Raw genomic sequence first — 18259 nt, 5'->3', positions numbered from 1 at the left:
GAGGCCGGCCGCGGCGGGTCTAGGCTCGGCAGTTGTGATGACTCGTATCTCCGCCCGCGGCATCGACTTCGGCGACATCCGGACCGACTTCGCGTTGTCCGGGGACTTCCCGGCGGCCGCGCTCGGGGAGGCCGAGGCGGCCGTCGACTCGCGCGCAGGCGAGCGCACCGACCACACCGACCTGGAGCTGGTCACCATCGACCCGCCCACCTCGATGGACCTGGACCAGGCGCTGCACCTCGAGCGCACCGATTCGGGCTTCGTGCTGCACTACGCGATTGCGGACGTCGCCGCGGTGGTGGTCCCGGGCGGGAGCCTGGACGGGGAGACCCGTCTGCGCGGCCAGACCTACTACCTGCCCGACGGCTCGCTCCCGCTGCACCCGCGGGTGCTCTCCGAGGGCGCAGCAAGCCTGCTGCCCGACCAGGTGCGGCCCGCCGCGCTGTGGCGGATCGAGTTGGACGAGCGGGCCGAGCCGGTGTCCTTCGGCGTCACCCGGGCGCTGGTGCGGTCGGTGGCACGATTCGACTACGCAGGCGTCCAGGCGGATTCGGAGACCGGATCCCTGCATCCCTCGATCGCGTCGCTGCCCGAGTTCGGGCGGCTGCGCCTGGCGTCGGCACGCGACCGCGGCGCGATCGAACTCAAGCTGCCGGAGCAGGAGGTGGTGGCCGACGGCGACGGCTGGCGCCTGGAACTGCAGCCGCGGACCGATGCGGACGACTGGAACGCCGAGGTGTCGCTGCTGACCGGGATGTGCGCGGCCCGGCTGATGATCGACGGTGGGGTCGGGCTGCTGCGGACCCTGCCCAAGCCGGCCCCCGACGCGGTCGGTGCTCTGCGCCGGAGTGCTCGGGCGCTGGGAATCGAATGGCCGCAGGGTGTTTCGGTCGGCGAACTGCTGGCCGGCCTGGACCCGAATGCGCCGGACACCCTGGTGATGATGAGCGACGCCACCGGACTGCTCCGTGGCGCCGGCTACGCGGCCTTCGACGGCGTCCTGCCGGAACTGCTGGAGCACTCGGGAATCGGCGCGCCCTACGCGCACGTCACCGCGCCGCTGCGCCGACTTTCGGACCGCTTCAGTACGGAGATCTGCCTGGCGCTGAGTGCGGGCACCGCGGTGCCGCAATGGGTTCGGGACGCGCTGCCGGCGCTGCCGGACGTGATGAAGGGCTCCGACTCGCGCGCGAGCAAGGTTGACCGAGCGTGCGTCGACCTGACCGAGGCCACGCTGCTCCACGGGCGTGAGGGCGAGCTCTTCGACGCGGTGGTGCTGCGCGGCGCGGAGGGCAAGCGGGACGCGGAGATCTATGTGCCGGGGCCGGCGGTGATCGCGAAGTGTGCAGGCAACCCGCCGGAGGGGGTGCCGCTGTCGGTGCGTCTGGTTCGGGCCGACATCGTCACCCGCGCGGTGAAGTTCGAGTTGGACGTCAGAGTTTCCGCGCCCGCTTCCTGAGCGTGCGCAGGCGGCCGTGGGCGTCGCGTCGGGCCGAGTCCGCGCGCGCCGACTCGGCCGCGACCAGTAGGCCGTAGGTGAAGGTGTCCTCGCCCGCCGCGCGAGCGAGGTCCGCCGCCGTCAGCAGCTGCCGTCGGGCGACCACGGCGTCCTGATGCTCGCCCAGCGTGGTCTGCAGTTTCTTCGCGGCCTGTGCCACCGCGGCCCGGCGACGGCCGTCGGCCGCCTCCGTGGCGTAGCGCAGGGCCTTGGCGCGTTTGCGGGCCGTGTGCAGCAGCTCCGGCGGGGCGTCGTCGTCGTCGCGGGCGGGGCCTCGGAGCCCGGCCCGGCGACCGGTCTCGCGGACCCGGCGCACGGCCCCGTGCAGCGACTGCGCGACCGAGAGGTCGCCCGGCGGCCGGGGGCGGGCGAGCAGGTCGTCGAGGTCGGCCAGCAGGCGTCGGTACCGGTCGCCGTCGAGGGCGGCGACCGCGTCGCGGCGGGCAGCCGAGTACCCGGCGGCGTGGACGGTGACCAACCGGTGGCGCACCGGCCCGCGGACCAACTCCGGCGGCTGGGCGTCGAGCAGCGAGAGGAACCGGGCGGCCAGCACCTCCTCGTCCCGGGGTCGTCCGAGAACGGTCCCCAGCCAACGCAACTCGGACCGGACCGGTTTCACCGACTCGCGGTCGAAGCCGTCGCGGAACGTGCCGAGCAGGCTGCGCAGCTGCCGCGTGCACACCCGCATCTGGTGCACGGCGTCCTCGTCGTCGCGGCGGACCGCGTCGGCGAGGGAGTCGAGCCGTTCCCGGTGCCGGCGCACCACGGCGACCACCCGTTCGGCGTCTGCCCTCTTGCGTCTGCTCCCCATGGAATCAGGTCTACACCCGCCCGCCCGGCCCCGTCGAGGCGTCCGGCGCCGCGTCAGCGGAACCCGTCGGTGGCCTCGACCAGGTGGTGGGTGATGCCGGGCTCGCTCGCCGCGTGACCGGCGTCGTCGACGATCACCAGGCGCGAGGACGGCCACGCCCGGTGCAGCGCCCACGCGCTGGCCGCCGGGCACACCACGTCGTAGCGGCCCTGCACCAGCACCGCCGGAATCGGTGCGACCGCGGCGATGTTGCGCAGCAGTTGGTTCTCGTCGAGGAAGCCGTGGTGGCGGAAGTAGTGGTTCTCGATCCGGGCGAAGGCGAGGGCGAAGCGTGGGTCCGCGTTCCGCTCGACGTGATCGGGCGCGGGCAGCAGGGTGCTGGTGGCGCCCTCCCACGAGGACCAGGCGACCGCCGCGGACAGCGCGACCGTGGGGTCGTCCGAGTGCAGCAACCGGTGGTAGGCCTCGACGAGGTCGCCGTCGCGCTCGGATACCGGGACCGGGGCGAGGAACCGCTCCCACAGGTCGGGGAAGATCGCGCCTGCGCCGCCGTTGTAGTACCAGTCGATCTCGCTGCGCCGCAACAGGAAGATGCCGCGCAGCACCATCTCGGTGACCCGGTCGGGGTGGGCCTGCGCGTACGCCAGTGCCAGCGTCGAACCCCAGGAGCCGCCGAAGACCTGCCAGCGCTGCACATCCAGGTGTGTGCGCAGCATCTCGATGTCCGCGACCAGGTGCGCGGTGGTGTTGACCGACAGGTCCGCGCCGTCGGCGACGTGCGGGACCGAGCGTCCGCAGCCGCGCTGGTCGAACAGCACGATCCGGTACGCCGCGGGGTCGAAGAAGCGCCGGTGGTCCGCGTTGGTGCCGCCACCGGGCCCGCCGTGCAGGAACACCACCGGCTTGCCGTCGGGGTTCCCGCTCACCTCCCAGTGGATCTGCTGTCCGTCGCCGACGTCGAGCAGGCCGGCGCGGTGCGGCGCCAGCTCCGGGTACAGCGTCCGCACGGCCGTCAGAACCCGATCAGGCCCGCCGCGAGGTCCGGGATCTCGAGCGCCTTGATCGCGCCCTGCCGCACCTCCGGGCAGTACTGCTCGGTGATCGCGTCGACCCTGGACTTGTGCGCGATCAGGTCGAGCATGTTGACCCCGCTCTGGGCGGCCCACGTCCCGACGACGGTGTTCAGGCCGCCCTTGCCGATGGTCGGGGTGTAGGTGCGCCAGCTCTGCAGCTGCGCCTGCATGTCCGCGCACAGCCTGGCGGCCTGGTCGGCGGTCACGCCGCCGGTGTCCGCGCCGACGCCGGGCGCCGGTACGGGCGGTGCGGGCGGCGCGGTGGTCCCCGGCAGCGCGGTGCCGCCGCCGGTGGGCGCGGTGGGTGTGGTGTCGGCGGCGCAGCCGGCGGTGAGGGCGAGTGCGGCGAGGGCTCCCGCGGTGACGACCGTGAAACGGCGAAGGGACATGTGGGCACCCTGTCTCGTGGAGGACGTGTCTGTCGAAGGACGTGTCGGTCGGGTGGAGCGGCCCTGCCGGTCGGCGTTTCCCGGGCGGGTGAGCACAACCGAGTGTGTCACCCGTCCGGGGAACGGGGTGTGAGCGTGAGGGGTCAGAAGCTGTGTTCCTGGGCGGGGAAGGTCCCGGCGGCGACCTCGGCTGCGTATGCAGCTGCGGCGCCTCGCAACTCGTCACCGACGGCCGCGAACTTCTTGACGAACTTTGCGGTGTGGCCGCTGGTGTAGCCGGCCATGTCCTGCCATACCAGCACCTGCGCGTCGCACTCGACACCGGCTCCGATGCCGATCGTCGGGATGGTCAGCTTGCCGGTGACCTGCGCGGCGACCTCGGCCGGGACCATCTCCATGACGACGGAGAAGGCGCCCGCTTCCTGGACCGCGATGGCGTCGGCGATCAGCTGCTCGGCGCCGTCGCCGCGCCCCTGCACGCGGAAGCCGCCGAGGCTGTTCACCGACTGCGGGGTGAACCCGACGTGGGCCATCACCGGAATGCCGGCGGCGGTGATCGCGGCGATCTGGTCGACCATCCGCTCACCGCCCTCGAGCTTCACGGCGTGTGCGAGGCCCTCCTTCATGAACCGGGTGGCCGTCGCCAGCGCCTGCGCGGGGGAAGACTCGTAGCTGCCGAACGGCAGGTCCGCCACCACCAGGGCGTGCGGGGCGCCGCGCACCACGCCGCGGACCAGCGGGATGAGCTCGTCGATGGTGATCGGGACGGTGGTGTCGTAGCCGTAGACCACGTTCGCGGCGGAGTCGCCGACCAGGAGCACCGGGATGCCGGCCTCCTCGAACAGCCGCGCGGTGGAGTAGTCGTACGCGGTGAGCATCGCCCAGCGCTGACCCTCGGCCTTCATGGTCTGCAGGTGGTGGGTGCGGATCTTGGTTCGCTTCGGCGCCGGTGCGGCGGTCGCGGATCCGTAGACAGTGTTCTCGGACATCAGCGTCCCTTTCGTGCCTCGAGGCCCAGTGCGGGTCCCCGGGTTGTGGGTGACTCGTTCAGTCTGCCATCGCGGGCCGCGGCGGCGGTCGGCCCGGCCGCGTGCAATCGGTCACATCGGTTCGTCGAGACATCGGGCAGGATCGGCCCCGGAATGCGGGGCGGATCGTGCCCGATCCGTCAGGAGCGGGTGGCCAACGCCGCGATGACCTGCGCGAGTACCGAGCTCGGGTCGAGCCGCAGCTGGTGCCAGGTGAAGCGGAGCACGTGCCAGCCGGCGTTGACCAGGGCGTTCTGGCGTCGGGCGTCGTTGTTGAACCGCGCCACGTCGCGGTGCCAGGCCCACCCGTCCACCTCGACGGCGACGCGTGCGCGCACGAAGGCGATGTCGATCTCGTACCCGCAGCTGCGCACGTGCGCGGTCCAGCCGGTCAGGCCTGCGGCGCGCAGCAGGCGCGCCAGCATGCGCTCGGCCTCGGACGCGCCGCCCTCGCCGGCCGAGCGCAGCAGCCGGGCCGCCGCCGTCGTGCCGCGGCGCCCGAGGTTCCGGTCGTGCACCATCTCCAGGACGGCCAAGGTGGTGTGCCGTTGCAGGGCCCGGTCCATCAGCGCCGCGCCGTCCCGCAGCTCGACGGCGGCCTCCAGAACGGTGAGCGGCAGGTCGGTGACGGGCAGCGCCCGGACAGAGGCGAGATCCGCCCAGTGCAGGTCGCGACGGCGAACCCGGGTCCCCTGACGGGGTGTGACGGACCGGGCGCGCGGAATCGTGACGGCGTCGACCTCGGGCGCCCGGTCGGTCAGGCCCAGCCACCAGGCGGCGCTGGTCCCGCAGGCGACGGCGCTTGGTCCAGCGGCGAACACAGCCGCCCGCAACCTTGCCGCGCGGGTGAGCTGACGGTCGGCGCGCAGGTACACCCCGGGGTGGAGACGTCGCCAGTGCCCGCTGCTCACCCGGCGGTCGACGGCGGTGCTGCTCATGCCCGCCGCGAGCGCCTGCCGCAGCGTGACCACGCCGTCCTGGCCGGCCATGACCGTGTGCACCGCGTCGGGGGTCATGCCGGGTTGGACGCCCAACCCGACGCTTCCAGTTCCCGGTCGCAGCGGATTCGGCAGGATCGGCCCCGGATTGCGGGGCGGATCCTGCCGAGAATGCGTCGACCAGCGGCTTCCGTCGGCCGTGGCACCATCGAGCCATGCTGTCCCGCCGCACCGCCCCCGTCGTCCTGGCCGCGGCCGCACTCGTGGCCGTCCTGGCCGCCGGCTGCGGCGCACCCGTCGACGGCGCGGCCACCGCGACGGGTGGCGGGTCCGCGCCCGGCCAGGACGGGTCGTTCCGGCCGGGGGCCGGGGTGGTGCCGGCCGGGCTGGAGGAGTTCTACTCGCAGGACCCGCAGTGGGGGTCCTGCGACGGCTTCGTCACCGACGGTGCGCCGCTGGCGAGCCGGGTCGAGTGCGCCCGGATCACGGTCCCGGTGAACTACGACGACCCGGCAGGCGAGACCGCGGAGATCGCCGTCTCCCGCAGCCGGGCCACCGGCACCAAGATCGGCTCGCTGCTGGTCAACCCGGGTGGTCCGGGTGCGTCGGGGCTCGGGAAGGCGACGGTCGGGCAGGGCACGGGACTCGACGAGACCTTCGACGTGGTCGGCTTCGACCCGCGTGGCATCGGCGCCTCGACCCCGCAGGTGCAGTGCCTGACTCCGCCGGAGGCCGACGCCGAGCGCGCCGACCCGAAGGTGGACATGAGCCCCGACGGCATCGCCCGCATCGAGGCGACCAACCGCGACTACTCCGCACGGTGCGCCGAGCGGTCCGGGACGAACCTGCTCGCGCACGTCGGCACCCGCGAGGTGGTCCGGGACATGGACGTGATCCGGTCGGTGCTCGGCGACGAGAAGCTCAGCTACCTCGGCTACTCGTACGGAACCCGGATCGGGTCGAGCTACGCGGAGACCTTCCCCGGCAACGTCCGGGCGATGGTGCTCGACGGTGCGGTGGATCCGTCGCAGGACCCGATCGAGGCGACGGTGTTGCAGTCGGCCGGGTTCCAGCAGGCGTTCGACGCGTTCGCCGCGGACTGCGCGACCACGTCGGACGACTGCCCGGTCGGCGAGGATCCCGCCCAGGCCGTCGCGCGGTTCCGGGCGCTGGTCGACCCGCTGGTGGACCACCCCGCGCAGACCACCGACCCACGGGGACTGAGCTACCCCGACGCGATCACCGGCGTCCAGCAGGCCCTGTACTCGCCGAACCTGTGGGGTTCGCTGCGCTCGGGCCTGTCCGCGCTGCGCGAGGGCCGCGGCGACAGCCTGCTGCTGCTCGCCGACCTCTACGAGGGCCGGCTGGACGACGGCAGCTACAGCAACGTCGAGGACGCCTTCAACGCCGTCCGCTGCGTCGACGACCCGCCGGTCACCGACCGCGCGCAGGCCGGGGTCGGGGACACCGCCTTCCGGCGGGCGGCGCCGTTCCTCGACGACGGCCGCGGCACCGGCGCCGCCCCGCTCGACGTCTGCGCGTTCTGGCCGGTGCCGCCCTCCGGCGACCCGCACCCGGTCCGGGCCGAGGGCCTGCCGCCGCTCGTGGTGATCTCCACGACGGAGGATCCGGCGACGCCGTACCAGGCCGGAGTGGATCTGGCCGCCCAGCTCGGGGGCGCGCTGATCACCTATCGGGGCACCCAGCACACCGTCGCGTTCAGCGGCGTGGCCTGCGTCGACGACGCCGTCGTCGGGTACCTGACCGAGCTGGCGACGCCGCCCGCGGAGCTAACGTGTCAGTAACCGATTTCACGATGTAACACAGATTTAACGGACCTTGCATACGCTCTCGTCATGGATCGCCAGAAGGAATTCGTGCTGCGTACGCTCGAAGAACGCGACATCCGATTCGTTCGGCTGTGGTTCACCGACGTGCTCGGCTACCTCAAGTCGGTGGCGATCGCCCCCGCCGAGCTCGAAGGCGCCTTCAGCGAGGGCATCGGCTTCGACGGCTCCGCCATCGAGGGCTTCTCGCGGGTGTCGGAGGCCGACACCGTCGCGATGCCGGACCCGTCGACGTTCCAGGTGCTGCCGTGGGCGCACAACGACGGCGCCCAGCACTCGGCGCGGATGTTCTGCGACATCGCGAACCCCGACGGCTCCCCGAACTGGGCGGACTCGCGGCACGTGCTGCGTCGCCAGCTCGGCAAGGCCAGCGACCTCGGGTTCAGCTGCTACGTGCACCCGGAGATCGAGTTCTTCCTGCTCGAGAACGGTCCGGTCGACGGCTCCCGGCCGACCCCCGCGGACAGCGGCGGCTACTTCGACCAGGCCGTGCACGACTCCGCGCCGAACTTCCGCAGGCACGCCATCGACGCGCTCGAGCAGATGGGCATCTCCGTCGAGTTCAGCCACCACGAGACGGCGCCCGGCCAGCAGGAGATCGACCTGCGCTACGCGGACGCGCTGTCGATGGCCGACAACGTGATGACCTTCCGCTACGTCGTCAAGGAGGTCGCGCGGGCCGAGGGCGTGCGGGCCACCTTCATGCCCAAGCCGTTCGCCGAGCACGCGGGCTCCGCGATGCACACCCACATGAGCCTGTTCGAGGGCGAGAACAACGCCTTCCACAACCCGGACGACCCGATGCAGCTCTCGGACACCGGCAAGGCGTTCATCGCAGGCATCCTCGAGCACGCCAACGAGATCAGCGCGGTGACCAACCAGTGGGTGAACTCCTACAAGCGGTTGATTCACGGCGGCGAGGCGCCGACCGCCGCGTCCTGGGGTCCGTCGAACCGGTCCGCGCTGGTCCGGGTGCCGATGTACACGCCCAACAAGGCGTCCTCGCGGCGCGTCGAGATCCGCAGCCCCGATTCGGCATGCAACCCGTACCTGACCTTCGCGGTGCTGCTGGCCGCGGGCCTGCGCGGCATCGAGAAGGGGTACACGCTGCCGCCGGAGGCCGAGGACGACGTCTGGTCGCTGACCTCCGCCGAACGCCGGGCCATGGGATACAAGGAGCTGCCGGGCAGCCTGGACGAGGCGCTGCGGGAGATGGAGCGCTCCGAGCTGGTCGCGGAGGCGCTCGGCGAGCACGTCTTCGACTTCTTCCTGCGGAACAAGCGGCGGGAGTGGGCGGAGTACCGGACCCAGGTGACGCCGTTCGAGCTCAAGAACTACCTGGGCCTGTAGTCAGCCGTGGTCAAGCCCCCTACTGCGCGGTCCGCCGTCCCCGGTCCCGGCCGACTCGGCCTCGTCGAGCCGACCGCGCCTGCGGACCTGGCGGACCTCGGCTGGAACAACACCGACGGCCTGCCGCTGCTGTGGGCGCTCTCGCGGGCGGCCAATGCCGACCTGGCGCTCCGGGCGCTGGTGCGGATGCGCGACGGACTCGGCAACGAGTGGGGCAAGCTCGACGCCGAACTCCGGACGGACACCGGGCTGCGCGGCCGGCTGTTCGGACTGCTCGGCGCGTCCAGCGCGTTCGGTGACCACCTGGCGGCCAACCCGGACGGCTGGCAGCGGCTGCGTGGGGACCTCGAGCTGCCCTCGCACGCGGACCTGACGGACGAGCTGCTCGCGGCCGTCGGGGCGACGCCGGACGCGAGTGCCTCCGAACTCAATCTCGTCTACCGGTCCGCGGTCATCGGTCCGGAGGCCGTTGCGGCGCTGCGGAAGACCTACCGGGACCAGTTGATGGTGCTCGCCGCCGTCGACCTGGCCGCGACGGTGGAGAACGAGCCGGTGCTGCCGTACCAGACGGTGGGCAGGCAGCTCTCCGACATGGCGGACGCCGCGCTGACGGCGGCGCTGGCGGTCGCGGTGGCCACGATCTACCCGGAGGGGCCCTGCCCGGCCCGGCTCGCGGTCATCGCGATGGGCAAGTGCGGCGCGCGGGAACTGAACTACGTCAGCGACGTGGACGTGGTGTTCGTCGCGGAGCCGGCCGACTCGTCCACCAGCCGGCTGGCGGGCGAGCTGATGCGGATCGGCACGTCGGCGTTCTTCGAGGTCGACGCGGCGCTGCGGCCGGAGGGCAAGCGCGGCGAACTGGTGCGCACCCTGGACTCGCACGTCGCCTACTACCAGCGCTGGGCCAAGACCTGGGAGTTCCAGGCCCTGCTCAAGGCGCGACCGGCGACCGGAGACCTGGCGCTGGGGCAGAAGTACGTCGACGCGCTCAACCCGATGGTGTGGGGCGCGTCCGAACGCGACGACTTCGTCACCGACCTGCAGGCGATGCGGCGTCGGGTCGAGTCGACGGTGCCCCCGGAACTGCGGGAGCGGGAGATCAAGCTCGGTCGCGGCGGCCTGCGGGACGTCGAGTTCGCCGTCCAGCTGCTCCAGCTGGTGCACGGCCGCGCCGACGAGTCGCTGCACGTCAAGAGCACCGTCGACGCCCTGACCGCACTCGCGGCCGGCGGCTACGTGGGCCGCGACGACGCCGCGAACCTCACCGCCTCGTACGAGTTCCTGCGGCTGATCGAGCACCGCCTGCAGTTGCAGCGGCTCAAGCGCACCCACACCCTGCCCCCGGCCGAGGACGAGGAGGCGCTGCGCTGGCTGGCCCGGGCGGCGCACATGCGTCCCGACGGCCGCCTCGACTCACTCGGCGTGCTGAACGCGGAGGTCAAGCGCAACGCGCACCGGATCCGCAGACTGCACGCCAAGCTGTTCTACCGCCCGTTGCTGGAGTCGGTCGCGCGACTGGACAAGGACGCGATCCGGCTGAGCCCGGACGCGGCCACCCGCCAGCTCGCCGCACTCGGCTACACGGCGCCGGAGAACGCCCTCGGGCACCTCAAGGCGCTCACCGGTGGGGCCTCTCGCAAGGGTCGCATCCAGGCGCTGCTGCTGCCGACACTGCTCGAATGGCTCGGGGACACACCGGATCCGGACGGCGGACTGCTGGCGTACCGCAGGCTGTCCGAGGCGATGGTGGACATGGAGTGGTACCTGCGGGTGCTGCGTGACGAGGGTGCGGTCGCGCAGCGGCTGATGATCGTGCTCGGCTCCTCGGCGTACATCCCGGACCTGCTGATCAAGGCCCCCGACGTGCTCCGGCAGTTCGCCGACGGCCCGAACGGTCCGCGGCTGCTCGACAGCGACCCGGACGAGGTGGCCCGCGGCATCGCGTCCTCCTCCGCCCGCTACGACGACCCGTCGCGGGCCGTCGCGGCGGCCCGCTCGCTGCGCAGGCACGAGCTGGCCCGGGTGGCCTCGGCCGACGTGCTGGGGATGCTCGAGGTCTCGCAGGTGTGCCGGGCGTTGTCCTCCGTGTGGGCGGCCGTGCTCGGCGCCGCGCTGGCCGCGGTGATCCGGGCCAGCGAGGCCGAGCGCGGCGAACCGGCGCCTGCGTCGATGGCGGTGATCGGCATGGGCCGGCTCGGCGGCGGCGAACTCGGCTACGGATCCGACGCCGATGTGCTGTTCGTCTGCGAGCCGAACGTCGGCGAGGACGAGGTCGCGGCGGTCAAGTGGGCCAACGGTGTCGCCGACCGGGTGCGCAAGCTGCTCGGCGCCCCGAGCACCGACCCGCCGCTCGAGGTCGACACCGGACTGCGGCCGGAGGGACGCAACGGTCCGGTGGTGCGCACCCTCGTCTCCTACGCGGCGTACTACCGGCAGTGGGCGCAGGCCTGGGAGATCCAGGCGCTGCTGCGCGCGCACACGGTCGCAGGCGACGAGGACCTGGGGCTGCGGTTCCTGCGGATGATCGACGCGACCCGGTATCCCGAGGGTGGGGTGTCGGAGACCGCGGTCCGGGAGATCCGCCGGATCAAGGCGCGAGTGGACTCGGAGCGGCTGCCGCGCGGCGCCGACCCGGCCACCCACACCAAGCTGGGACGCGGCGGGCTGGCCGACGTGGAGTGGACCGTGCAGCTCATCCAGCTCCAGCACGCCCACGACGTGCCTGCGCTGCACAACACCTCGACCCTCGAGACGCTGGACGCGATCGCGGCCGCGGACCTGATGAGCCAGGACGACGTCGAACTGCTCCGCGAGGCCTGGCTGACGGCCACGAAGGCGCGCAACGCGCTGGTGCTGGTGCGCGGCAAGCCGTCCGATCAGCTGCCGGGGCACGGCCGACTGCTGTCCGCGGTCGCGCAGGTGGCCGGCTGGAACGGCGACGACGCGGGGGAGTTCCTCGACAACTACCTGCGCGTCACGCGCCGGGCGAAGGCCGTCGTGGAGCGCACCTTCGGCGCCTGACCTGTGCGGACGCCCGCCGCACAGGGCTCCGGGGGCACCGGCCCGGGCCCGCGGCGGGTATGCCCGGATCCGGAAACAGGTATGCCCCCCGGTCGTTCGACCGTGCCGGGGAAAGGCCCCCACCGGGCAATCTGTCATTCATCACAGCGGCCCCCGCAGCAGCGTCGGCCGAACCGGATGAATGGAGAACGGTTTCGTGGCAAGTCACAAGTCTGCACGGGTTAGTCGGTTGGCCGGATCTGTCCGGGGTGTTCTGTTCGCCGGAGCGGTCGCGGCGGGAGCGGTGGTCCTGACCGCAACTCCGGCCCTGGCGCAGCCGATCAACATCCCCGGGATCGGCGCCATCGAGATTCCGGGTCAGCTGCCCGCCGCGCCGCAGGCGCCGTCCGTGGGCCCCGGCCCGATCGCGTCCTCGCACGGCACCCAGGCGCTGCGGGCCGCCGAGTCCAAGCTCGGATCCCCGTATGTCTGGGGCGCCACCGGGCCGAACTCGTTCGACTGCTCGGGACTGATCCAGTGGGCGTACAAGCAGGCGGGCGTCTCGGTTCCGCGGACCACCTACGACCAGGCGAACTCGGGTGCCCCGGTGTCCAGGGGCGACCTGCAGCCCGGTGACGTGGTGCTCTTCAACGGAGCGGAGCACGTCGGGATCTACCAGGGCAACGGCCGGGTGGTGCACGCGCCCACCGAGGGCCAGCCGGTCAAGAGCACCCCGGTGGATGCGATGCCGTTCTACTCGGCGCGGCGGTTCTGAGTCCGCGATCGGACGAGCCTGCGTGATCGATCCGGCGGCCGCCTCCCCGCGCGGCCGCCCCGACGGCATCGCCCCGCTGGTCGAACTGCAGTCGCGACCGCCGCGCGGGTAGCGGGACTCGCCCCGCGGATCAGGGCGCCTCGGGGGGAGCCAGAACCCCGCCGAAGTCGGCCGACGCCGATCTCACCGATCCTGTGCCGAAGTTCAACAGGAGGTCGAGGACGTTGCCGGGGCTGCCCAGGCTGCCGATCCTGCTGCTCGAGAAGTTCGGGTCCGCGTCCAGTTCGACGATTTCGTCAAACGGGGCGATTAGGTCAGTCCGCCCGTCGGCGTCCTCGCACCAGACGCCGACGAAGTAGGAGCCGTTCGGCAGCCGTGGCGTGGAATATTCGCCATCTCCCGGGTTCTCCGGGAGATACACGAGGCCGCCGGTATTGCCCGGGTCAACTCCGGGGACCAGGTTCGGGGCCATGTTCGTCACGCCGACTCCACAGACGGACAGGGTCGGCGAGCCCACTCCGTAGACCTTGACGGTGACCACGTTGTCGTTGGTCGTCACGGTGGCGGTGCCGGTGACGACGGCCGAACCGATGGCGGGGGTGGCGATCACTGCCACGGTGGCGAGGCCGGCGACGACTCCCGTGCGGGCAATGCTCTTGCTGAATTTCAACACGTGCGTCTCTTTCTCTGATGGCGGGCGATCGTTCGGATGGTGCGTGGCGCTTACGCGAAAGATGTTGGAGGACACGAGTTCTGATCGGCAGGTCCTCGTTACCCTTCAATAGCGTGGCCCGGGGCACGCCCGACCCGATAGATCCGCGTGGATGTTCCCGCTGAACAACTTTGTGTGACAGCCGAGTTGACCATCGGCGCCGGGGCCGGCGAGACGGATCGGGTTTCGGGCACGAGAGTGATCCAAGCGCACCCCGCCGTGGTTGTCCCCGGTGAGAACTACCGGGATCCGGGAGGCCGGTACCCGGTGGTTATTACCGATTCGTCATTTCTGTTCGGGTGCCGGCGGATAGCATCTTCCGCTATGGGCAGTGTCACCCGAATTCGTGGTGAGGTTCGGCGCGACGCTGTGATCGTCGGCAGGGCGCGTCACCTCGCCGATCTCGCCGCGTGCGCTCGCCGAGCGCGTGCCGGCGAGGGCCAGGTGGTGGTTCTCGAGGGCGAGTCCGGCTTCGGGAAGACCGCGCTGGTGCATGCCTTTCTCGCCGGCGAGTCCGGCTGGATCACCGCGTCCACGGTCGCAGACGGCGGCGAGTGCGCGGTCACCTACGGGGTGATCGAGCAGATCGCCGACGAACTCGCGCACGCGGGCGCCGCGGAAGCCGCCGATGTCGACGTGCGGGACAACGGGATTCGTCAGGTCGCGGCGTCAGTGGTCGCCGCTCTGGACGCGGCCGACGGCCCGGTGTGCATCGTCGTCGACGACGCGCAGTGGGTGGACGACGACTCGGCCGGCGTGCTCATGCTCCTGGCACACGCCGTTCGCCACCGCGCCGTGCTGCTGGTGATCTCCGCACGATGCGACGCCTCCCCGCTGCTCAACCGGGTGCGCCGCCTCGCGTCCGGCCCGGGGCGTGGGGCCGTCGTGCACGTCGGCGCACTGACGCCGCGGGAGGTGCAGGAACTGGTGGAGGTCTCGCTCGCAACCGACTACTCGCTGCGCTCGGCGACCACGTTGGCGGCGTACGCCCAGGGTTGCCCGTTGGACATCCAGGCGGCAGTCGAGGCGTGCGGCGGCGATCCGGCTCGCGCACACGATCAGCTGATGCGATACGTACCGGACCTGGTCGAATCACTGAGAACGGTTTTGTCGCAGGTCACGGACTCCTGCCGTCGGGCAGTCGAGGTAATGGCGGTGCTCGACGCGCCGACGTGGGTCGCCGATCTCGACGCCGTGGCGGTGCGGCTCGGCGGCCTCGTCGACGTGCCGGCCGCGATGGATGTCCACCTGCTGGAGATCGAGAACGCGCGGGGTGTGCTGATCGTCCGGCCCCTGCACGCCAGGGTGCGCGACGCGGTGCTGGCGTCGATGGGCCGCGATGCGATCCGGAGGGTGCACGCGTCGATCGCCGACGTCGCGATCGGCTCCCGGTCGCTGTTGCACCGTGCCGCCGCCTGCACCGGCGGAAGCGAACAGTTGGCCGCTCACCTGGAGGAACAGGCATCGGGCGCGCGTGCGCACGGAGACCTCGACCGCGCGGTCGAGTACGGGTTGTGGGCCACGCGGCTGACCACGGACCCCGACGCGTATCCACGTCGGCTGGTCGCCTGCGCCGCGAGTTCGGTTGCGGGACGCCATCTACGGGTGTTCGACGAGCTGGTGGGCAACCTCGAGTCGTTGGCTCCGGCTCCCGACCGTGACCTGCTGCTTGCGTACTCGCAGCTCCGGCGGGGTGACAACGCCGCCGCGCTCGAGCGGGCCGCGTCGGCCTTGTCGACGGACCTGCGCGGGGAGCCGGCCTCGACCGCGCTCCGGATCGTCGTCACCTGCGGGCTGGCGTCCGCGCTGGCCGTGGTGGGCGAGATGGGCGACGTGGCGTCCCTGTGCGACGTACTCGAACGAGACCTCTTGGTGCTCGCCGCGGTGCGCTCCGCGGACCGCGCCGACGAGGGCATTCCCGTCGACCTGCTCGGTCGGGAGGTCGAGCTGTCGGCCCTGCGCAGCGCCGTCTCGCACTACACCGAGGGCATCGAGGTCCATCGGTCCCCGGTGGCGGAGCTGCTCGACGCACTCGCGCCGGGGCGCTACGACCGCAGGCACGCGATCGCGCTGGTCACGCGGGGATCCTTGCTGCACAAGGACGGTCAGTTGCACCGGGCGGCGGAGGACCTGACGGCGGGCCTGAGCCTGATTGCCGACGATTCGTCGTGGATCGCCCAGCAGGGCCGCATCGAGCTCGCGATGGTCCAGTTCCGGCTTGGATCCTGGGACGACGCGCAGGCCAACGCTGCCGACGCACTCGACATCGCACTCGACCTCGGCGACCCGTGGTCGACCGCGGCGGCGTACGCGGTCGCCGCGTTGGTGCCCGTCGGTCGCGGCGACCTCGCGGTAGCCGAGCGCCGGCTCGGACTCGCGCACGCGGCGTTGCCCCAGTCCGGGACGCTGGTGGCCCATCGCGTGATCGCCCTGGTCGAGATGATGGTCGCCCTCGCCCGCCGTCGACCCGAGCGGGCGCTGACCGCGATGCAGGCGTACCGAGTCCACGCGGATCTGGGCGACCGGGTGGGCAACTGGGATGCGGCCGAGGCGGTGGCGCTGCTGGAGTTGGGGCGCATCGGTGAGGCCGCCGCGGCCCTCGACAGGTTCGAGCGCACTGACGCCGAGTACCTGCTGGTCCGCGGTGCGGTGTCGTTCATGTCGGGCGAGCGTGACCAGGCCGCGCGCCAGTTCCGCGGCGCGCTCTCGGCGCTGGACGACGACTCGTCGGTGATCGTGAGGGGCGTGACCTGGCATCGGGTCGGGATGCTGCTGGCGGTGGACGGCGAACCCGATGTCGGCCAGGCGCTGATCCGCCGGGCGCGGGACCTGTACGCCAGCCTCGGGGCGGCGACGTGGCTCGCCGAATGCGAGGAGGATCTGCGGGCCCTCGGCGTTGCCCCGACTACCGCGTCGACCTCGCAGAATGCCTCGGCCGAGACGCCGCTGACCGCGCGTGAGCACCAGATTGCGCTGCTGGTCGGCGACGGCCTGACCAACCGAGAAGTTGCCGAGAAGTTGACCCTGTCGATCCGGACCGTGGACTTCCATCTGCGCAACGTGCTGCACAAGTTGGGCTTCGGCTCCCGGCGCCAGTTGCGGGCCTGGGTCGCCGCGTCGGCGACACCGCAGACGGTGCCGGACGTGGACGACGACACCGCCTCGGGCGAGCCGCACCGCTCACGCTTCCGGGCGCTCGTGTTGGGTGTCGGCGGCCTGAACTAATTTCGTGGCGAGAACTCGCCGCGCAGAGGCTTTGAAAATAGCTGTAACGCAACAGAATTCATGACGAACGCGTAGTGCGCTCGAAGGCCGTCCCGAAACATCGGCGGCAGTGGACTTTTCGATTCCGCTGACAGGACCACCTTCGCTGTGGTGATCATGAGCGCGTTCCCGCCCCCCAGAATCGCTGGAGTGTTGTCGCGCGGGAACTCGAGTCCTACCGAAGAGGAGATCTCTGTGAGGATTGATTCGAACAGGCGAAACATGCACGCGGACAACAGGTCCAGATGGCGACGCCGAGCCCTGGTCACGCCGCTGTTCGCGCTGGCGACGATGGCGGGACTGGTGGGGACCTCGGGCGCCGCGCCGGTGGGCGTGCCGGTGCTCCCCGGCGGGGAGATCGTGGCGGCCGGGGACAACACCTACGGGGCGGTGACCCCGCCCGCGGTCCCGGCGGGTCAGACGTTCACCGCGGTGGACACGAACGGGCGGTTCTCGATCGCGCTGACCTCGGACGGGCAGGTCCAGGGGTTCGGCCTGAGCCAGCTCGGGATGTTCGAGTTCCCGCCGCTGCCGGCGGGGCAGAAGTACACCGCTGTGTCGGCGGGTGGCGCGTACACCCTGCTCCTCACCTCGGCGGGCCAGATTCTCGGCACGGGCACCAACGACAGGGGACAGCGGGTCGCCCCGCCGCTGCCCGACGGGCAGACGTACAGGGCGGTCTCCGCCGGCTTCACCCATTCGCTGGCGCTGACCTCGGCCGGCCAGGTCGTCGGGTTCGGCAACAACGCCAGCGGCCAGACCGACGTGCCGCCGCCGCCGCCAGGGCAGACGTACACGGCGGTCGCGGCAGGCAACTGGCATTCGCTCGCGCTGACCTCGGGCGGTCAGGTGATTGCCTGGGGTTCGCTGCCCCAGGGTGAGGCGGTCCCGGCGGCACCCGCCGGCCAGACGTACACGGCGATCGACGCGGACTCGTTCCACTCGCTCGCCCTGACCTCGGGTGGCCAGGTCGTCGGTTGGGGGTCGGGTGGCGCCAGTCGTGGGATCTTCCCGACGGGTCAGACGTACACGGCGATCTCTGCGGGCACCTACCATTCGGCGGCGCTGACCACGACCGGACAGGTCGTGGCGGTGGGTGACAACGACAAGGGGCAGCTGGACATCCCGGCTCCGCCGGAGGGTCGCAAGTACACGGCGGTCGCCGCCGGAAGCGGCACCACGGTGGCGATTCACGGCGTGGACGCGCCGCCGGACCCCGGAACGGGATCGCTGGACTCACTGGGTGGTTCGCTGACCGACCTGTTCGGTTCTTTGAGCTGACACGGTAGCGACCAGTTTGCGGGCCGGTTGCGGTGATCCTCCGGCGCTACCTGCCTGAGGGTTCGCAACCGGCCCGCTCTGCGAACCGGTCCGAAGCCGGGCCGACTGGCGGCCCCTCGCCTCGTCGGGTCCAGCGTCACCTCACCGGGCGGCATCGAGAACAGGTGAAACGCACACCCCCGGAATCCTGTGGAGTTCGCCCGCACGGGAAGATCAAGCCCTACGGAACGGGAGATCTCTGTGCGGATGGGTTCGGATCGGCGGTACACAAACCCGGGAAGCATGTCCGGATG

At 71.6% G+C, this 18259-nt stretch carries 13 protein-coding genes; 7 read left to right on the top strand and 6 right to left on the bottom strand.

The window, feature by feature from the left end:
• Positions 1-37: 37 nt before the first annotated feature.
• A complete protein-coding gene (locus tag ACFO6S_RS00830; protein WP_378413226.1) occupies positions 38-1459 on the top strand; it encodes an RNB domain-containing ribonuclease in 1422 nt (473 codons plus the stop codon).
• On the opposite strand, the gene ACFO6S_RS00825 is transcribed toward ACFO6S_RS00830, so the two are convergent.
• From ACFO6S_RS00825 to ACFO6S_RS00805, 5 genes are all read right to left on the bottom strand, one after another.
• Positions 1434-2309, bottom strand: a complete 876-nt coding sequence (locus ACFO6S_RS00825) for a CHAD domain-containing protein (protein ID WP_378413224.1) — start codon at positions 2307-2309, stop codon at positions 1434-1436. The two genes, ACFO6S_RS00830 and ACFO6S_RS00825, sit on opposite strands and share 26 nt — an antisense overlap.
• 53 nt (positions 2310-2362) lie before the next feature.
• Positions 2363-3325: a prolyl aminopeptidase gene (gene pip, locus ACFO6S_RS00820; protein ID WP_378414034.1), complete on the bottom strand. Its 963-nt coding sequence runs from the start codon at positions 3323-3325 to the stop codon at positions 2363-2365.
• A complete protein-coding gene (locus tag ACFO6S_RS00815) occupies positions 3322-3771 on the bottom strand; it encodes a hypothetical protein (protein ID WP_378413222.1) in 450 nt (149 codons plus the stop codon). Before ACFO6S_RS00815 ends, pip begins: the two co-directional genes overlap by 4 nt.
• A gap of 143 nt (positions 3772-3914) precedes the next feature.
• Positions 3915-4760 (bottom strand): 3-methyl-2-oxobutanoate hydroxymethyltransferase, encoded by an 846-nt coding sequence (panB, locus tag ACFO6S_RS00810; RefSeq protein ID WP_378413220.1) that lies wholly within the window; start codon positions 4758-4760, stop codon positions 3915-3917.
• Positions 4761-4939: 179 nt separating this feature from the next.
• Positions 4940-5815, bottom strand: a complete 876-nt coding sequence (locus ACFO6S_RS00805) for a DUF559 domain-containing protein (RefSeq protein WP_378413218.1) — start codon at positions 5813-5815, stop codon at positions 4940-4942.
• Positions 5816-5952: 137 nt separating this feature from the next.
• On the opposite strand from ACFO6S_RS00805, the gene ACFO6S_RS00800 reads away from it, so the two are divergent.
• From ACFO6S_RS00800 to ACFO6S_RS00785, 4 genes are all read left to right on the top strand, one after another.
• Positions 5953-7542, top strand: a complete 1590-nt coding sequence (locus ACFO6S_RS00800) for an alpha/beta hydrolase (RefSeq protein WP_378413217.1) — start codon at positions 5953-5955, stop codon at positions 7540-7542.
• 51 nt (positions 7543-7593) lie between these two features.
• Positions 7594-8934: a type I glutamate--ammonia ligase gene (glnA, locus tag ACFO6S_RS00795; protein ID WP_378413214.1), complete on the top strand. Its 1341-nt coding sequence runs from the start codon at positions 7594-7596 to the stop codon at positions 8932-8934.
• Positions 8935-8940: 6 nt separating this feature from the next.
• Entirely contained in the window at positions 8941-11955 is a 3015-nt protein-coding gene (locus ACFO6S_RS00790) for a bifunctional [glutamine synthetase] adenylyltransferase/[glutamine synthetase]-adenylyl-L-tyrosine phosphorylase (protein ID WP_378413213.1), read from the top strand.
• A gap of 196 nt (positions 11956-12151) precedes the next feature.
• Entirely contained in the window at positions 12152-12709 is a 558-nt protein-coding gene (locus ACFO6S_RS00785; protein WP_378413211.1) for a C40 family peptidase, read from the top strand.
• A gap of 130 nt (positions 12710-12839) precedes the next feature.
• Here ACFO6S_RS00785 and ACFO6S_RS00780 read toward each other — a convergent pair whose 3' ends face one another.
• Entirely contained in the window at positions 12840-13457 is a 618-nt protein-coding gene (locus tag ACFO6S_RS00780) for a hypothetical protein (RefSeq protein WP_378413209.1), read from the bottom strand.
• Positions 13458-13745: 288 nt separating this feature from the next.
• On the opposite strand from ACFO6S_RS00780, the gene ACFO6S_RS00775 reads away from it, so the two are divergent.
• Positions 13746-16646, top strand: coding sequence for an AAA family ATPase (locus ACFO6S_RS00775; protein WP_378413206.1), 2901 nt, complete (start codon positions 13746-13748; stop codon positions 16644-16646).
• Between the two features lie 234 nt (positions 16647-16880).
• Positions 16881-17966 (top strand): RCC1 domain-containing protein, encoded by a 1086-nt coding sequence (locus ACFO6S_RS00770; protein ID WP_378413205.1) that lies wholly within the window; start codon positions 16881-16883, stop codon positions 17964-17966.
• Positions 17967-18259 lie beyond the last annotated feature (293 nt).

Source organism: Rhodococcus kronopolitis, from assembly GCF_042654025.1.
GTDB classification, from domain to species: Bacteria; Actinomycetota; Actinomycetes; order Mycobacteriales; family Mycobacteriaceae; genus Rhodococcus_G; species Rhodococcus_G kronopolitis.
Note: the sequence above shows the minus strand (reverse complement) of the source record. Positions and strands in the feature narration are given on the sequence as shown.

Excerpts from the sequence above, each read along its gene's own strand:
- ACFO6S_RS00830 (WP_378413226.1), top strand. The coding sequence starts at position 38 with ATGACTCGTATCTCCGCCCGCGGCATCGACTTCGGCGACATCCGGACC.
- ACFO6S_RS00825 (WP_378413224.1), bottom strand. The coding sequence starts at position 2,309 with ATGGGGAGCAGACGCAAGAGGGCAGACGCCGAACGGGTGGTCGCCGTG.
- ACFO6S_RS00815 (WP_378413222.1), bottom strand. The coding sequence starts at position 3,771 with ATGTCCCTTCGCCGTTTCACGGTCGTCACCGCGGGAGCCCTCGCCGCA.
- panB (WP_378413220.1), bottom strand. The coding sequence starts at position 4,760 with ATGTCCGAGAACACTGTCTACGGATCCGCGACCGCCGCACCGGCGCCG.
- ACFO6S_RS00805 (WP_378413218.1), bottom strand. The coding sequence starts at position 5,815 with ATGACCCCCGACGCGGTGCACACGGTCATGGCCGGCCAGGACGGCGTG.
- ACFO6S_RS00800 (WP_378413217.1), top strand. The coding sequence starts at position 5,953 with ATGCTGTCCCGCCGCACCGCCCCCGTCGTCCTGGCCGCGGCCGCACTC.
- glnA (WP_378413214.1), top strand. The coding sequence starts at position 7,594 with ATGGATCGCCAGAAGGAATTCGTGCTGCGTACGCTCGAAGAACGCGAC.
- ACFO6S_RS00775 (WP_378413206.1), top strand. The coding sequence starts at position 13,746 with ATGGGCAGTGTCACCCGAATTCGTGGTGAGGTTCGGCGCGACGCTGTG.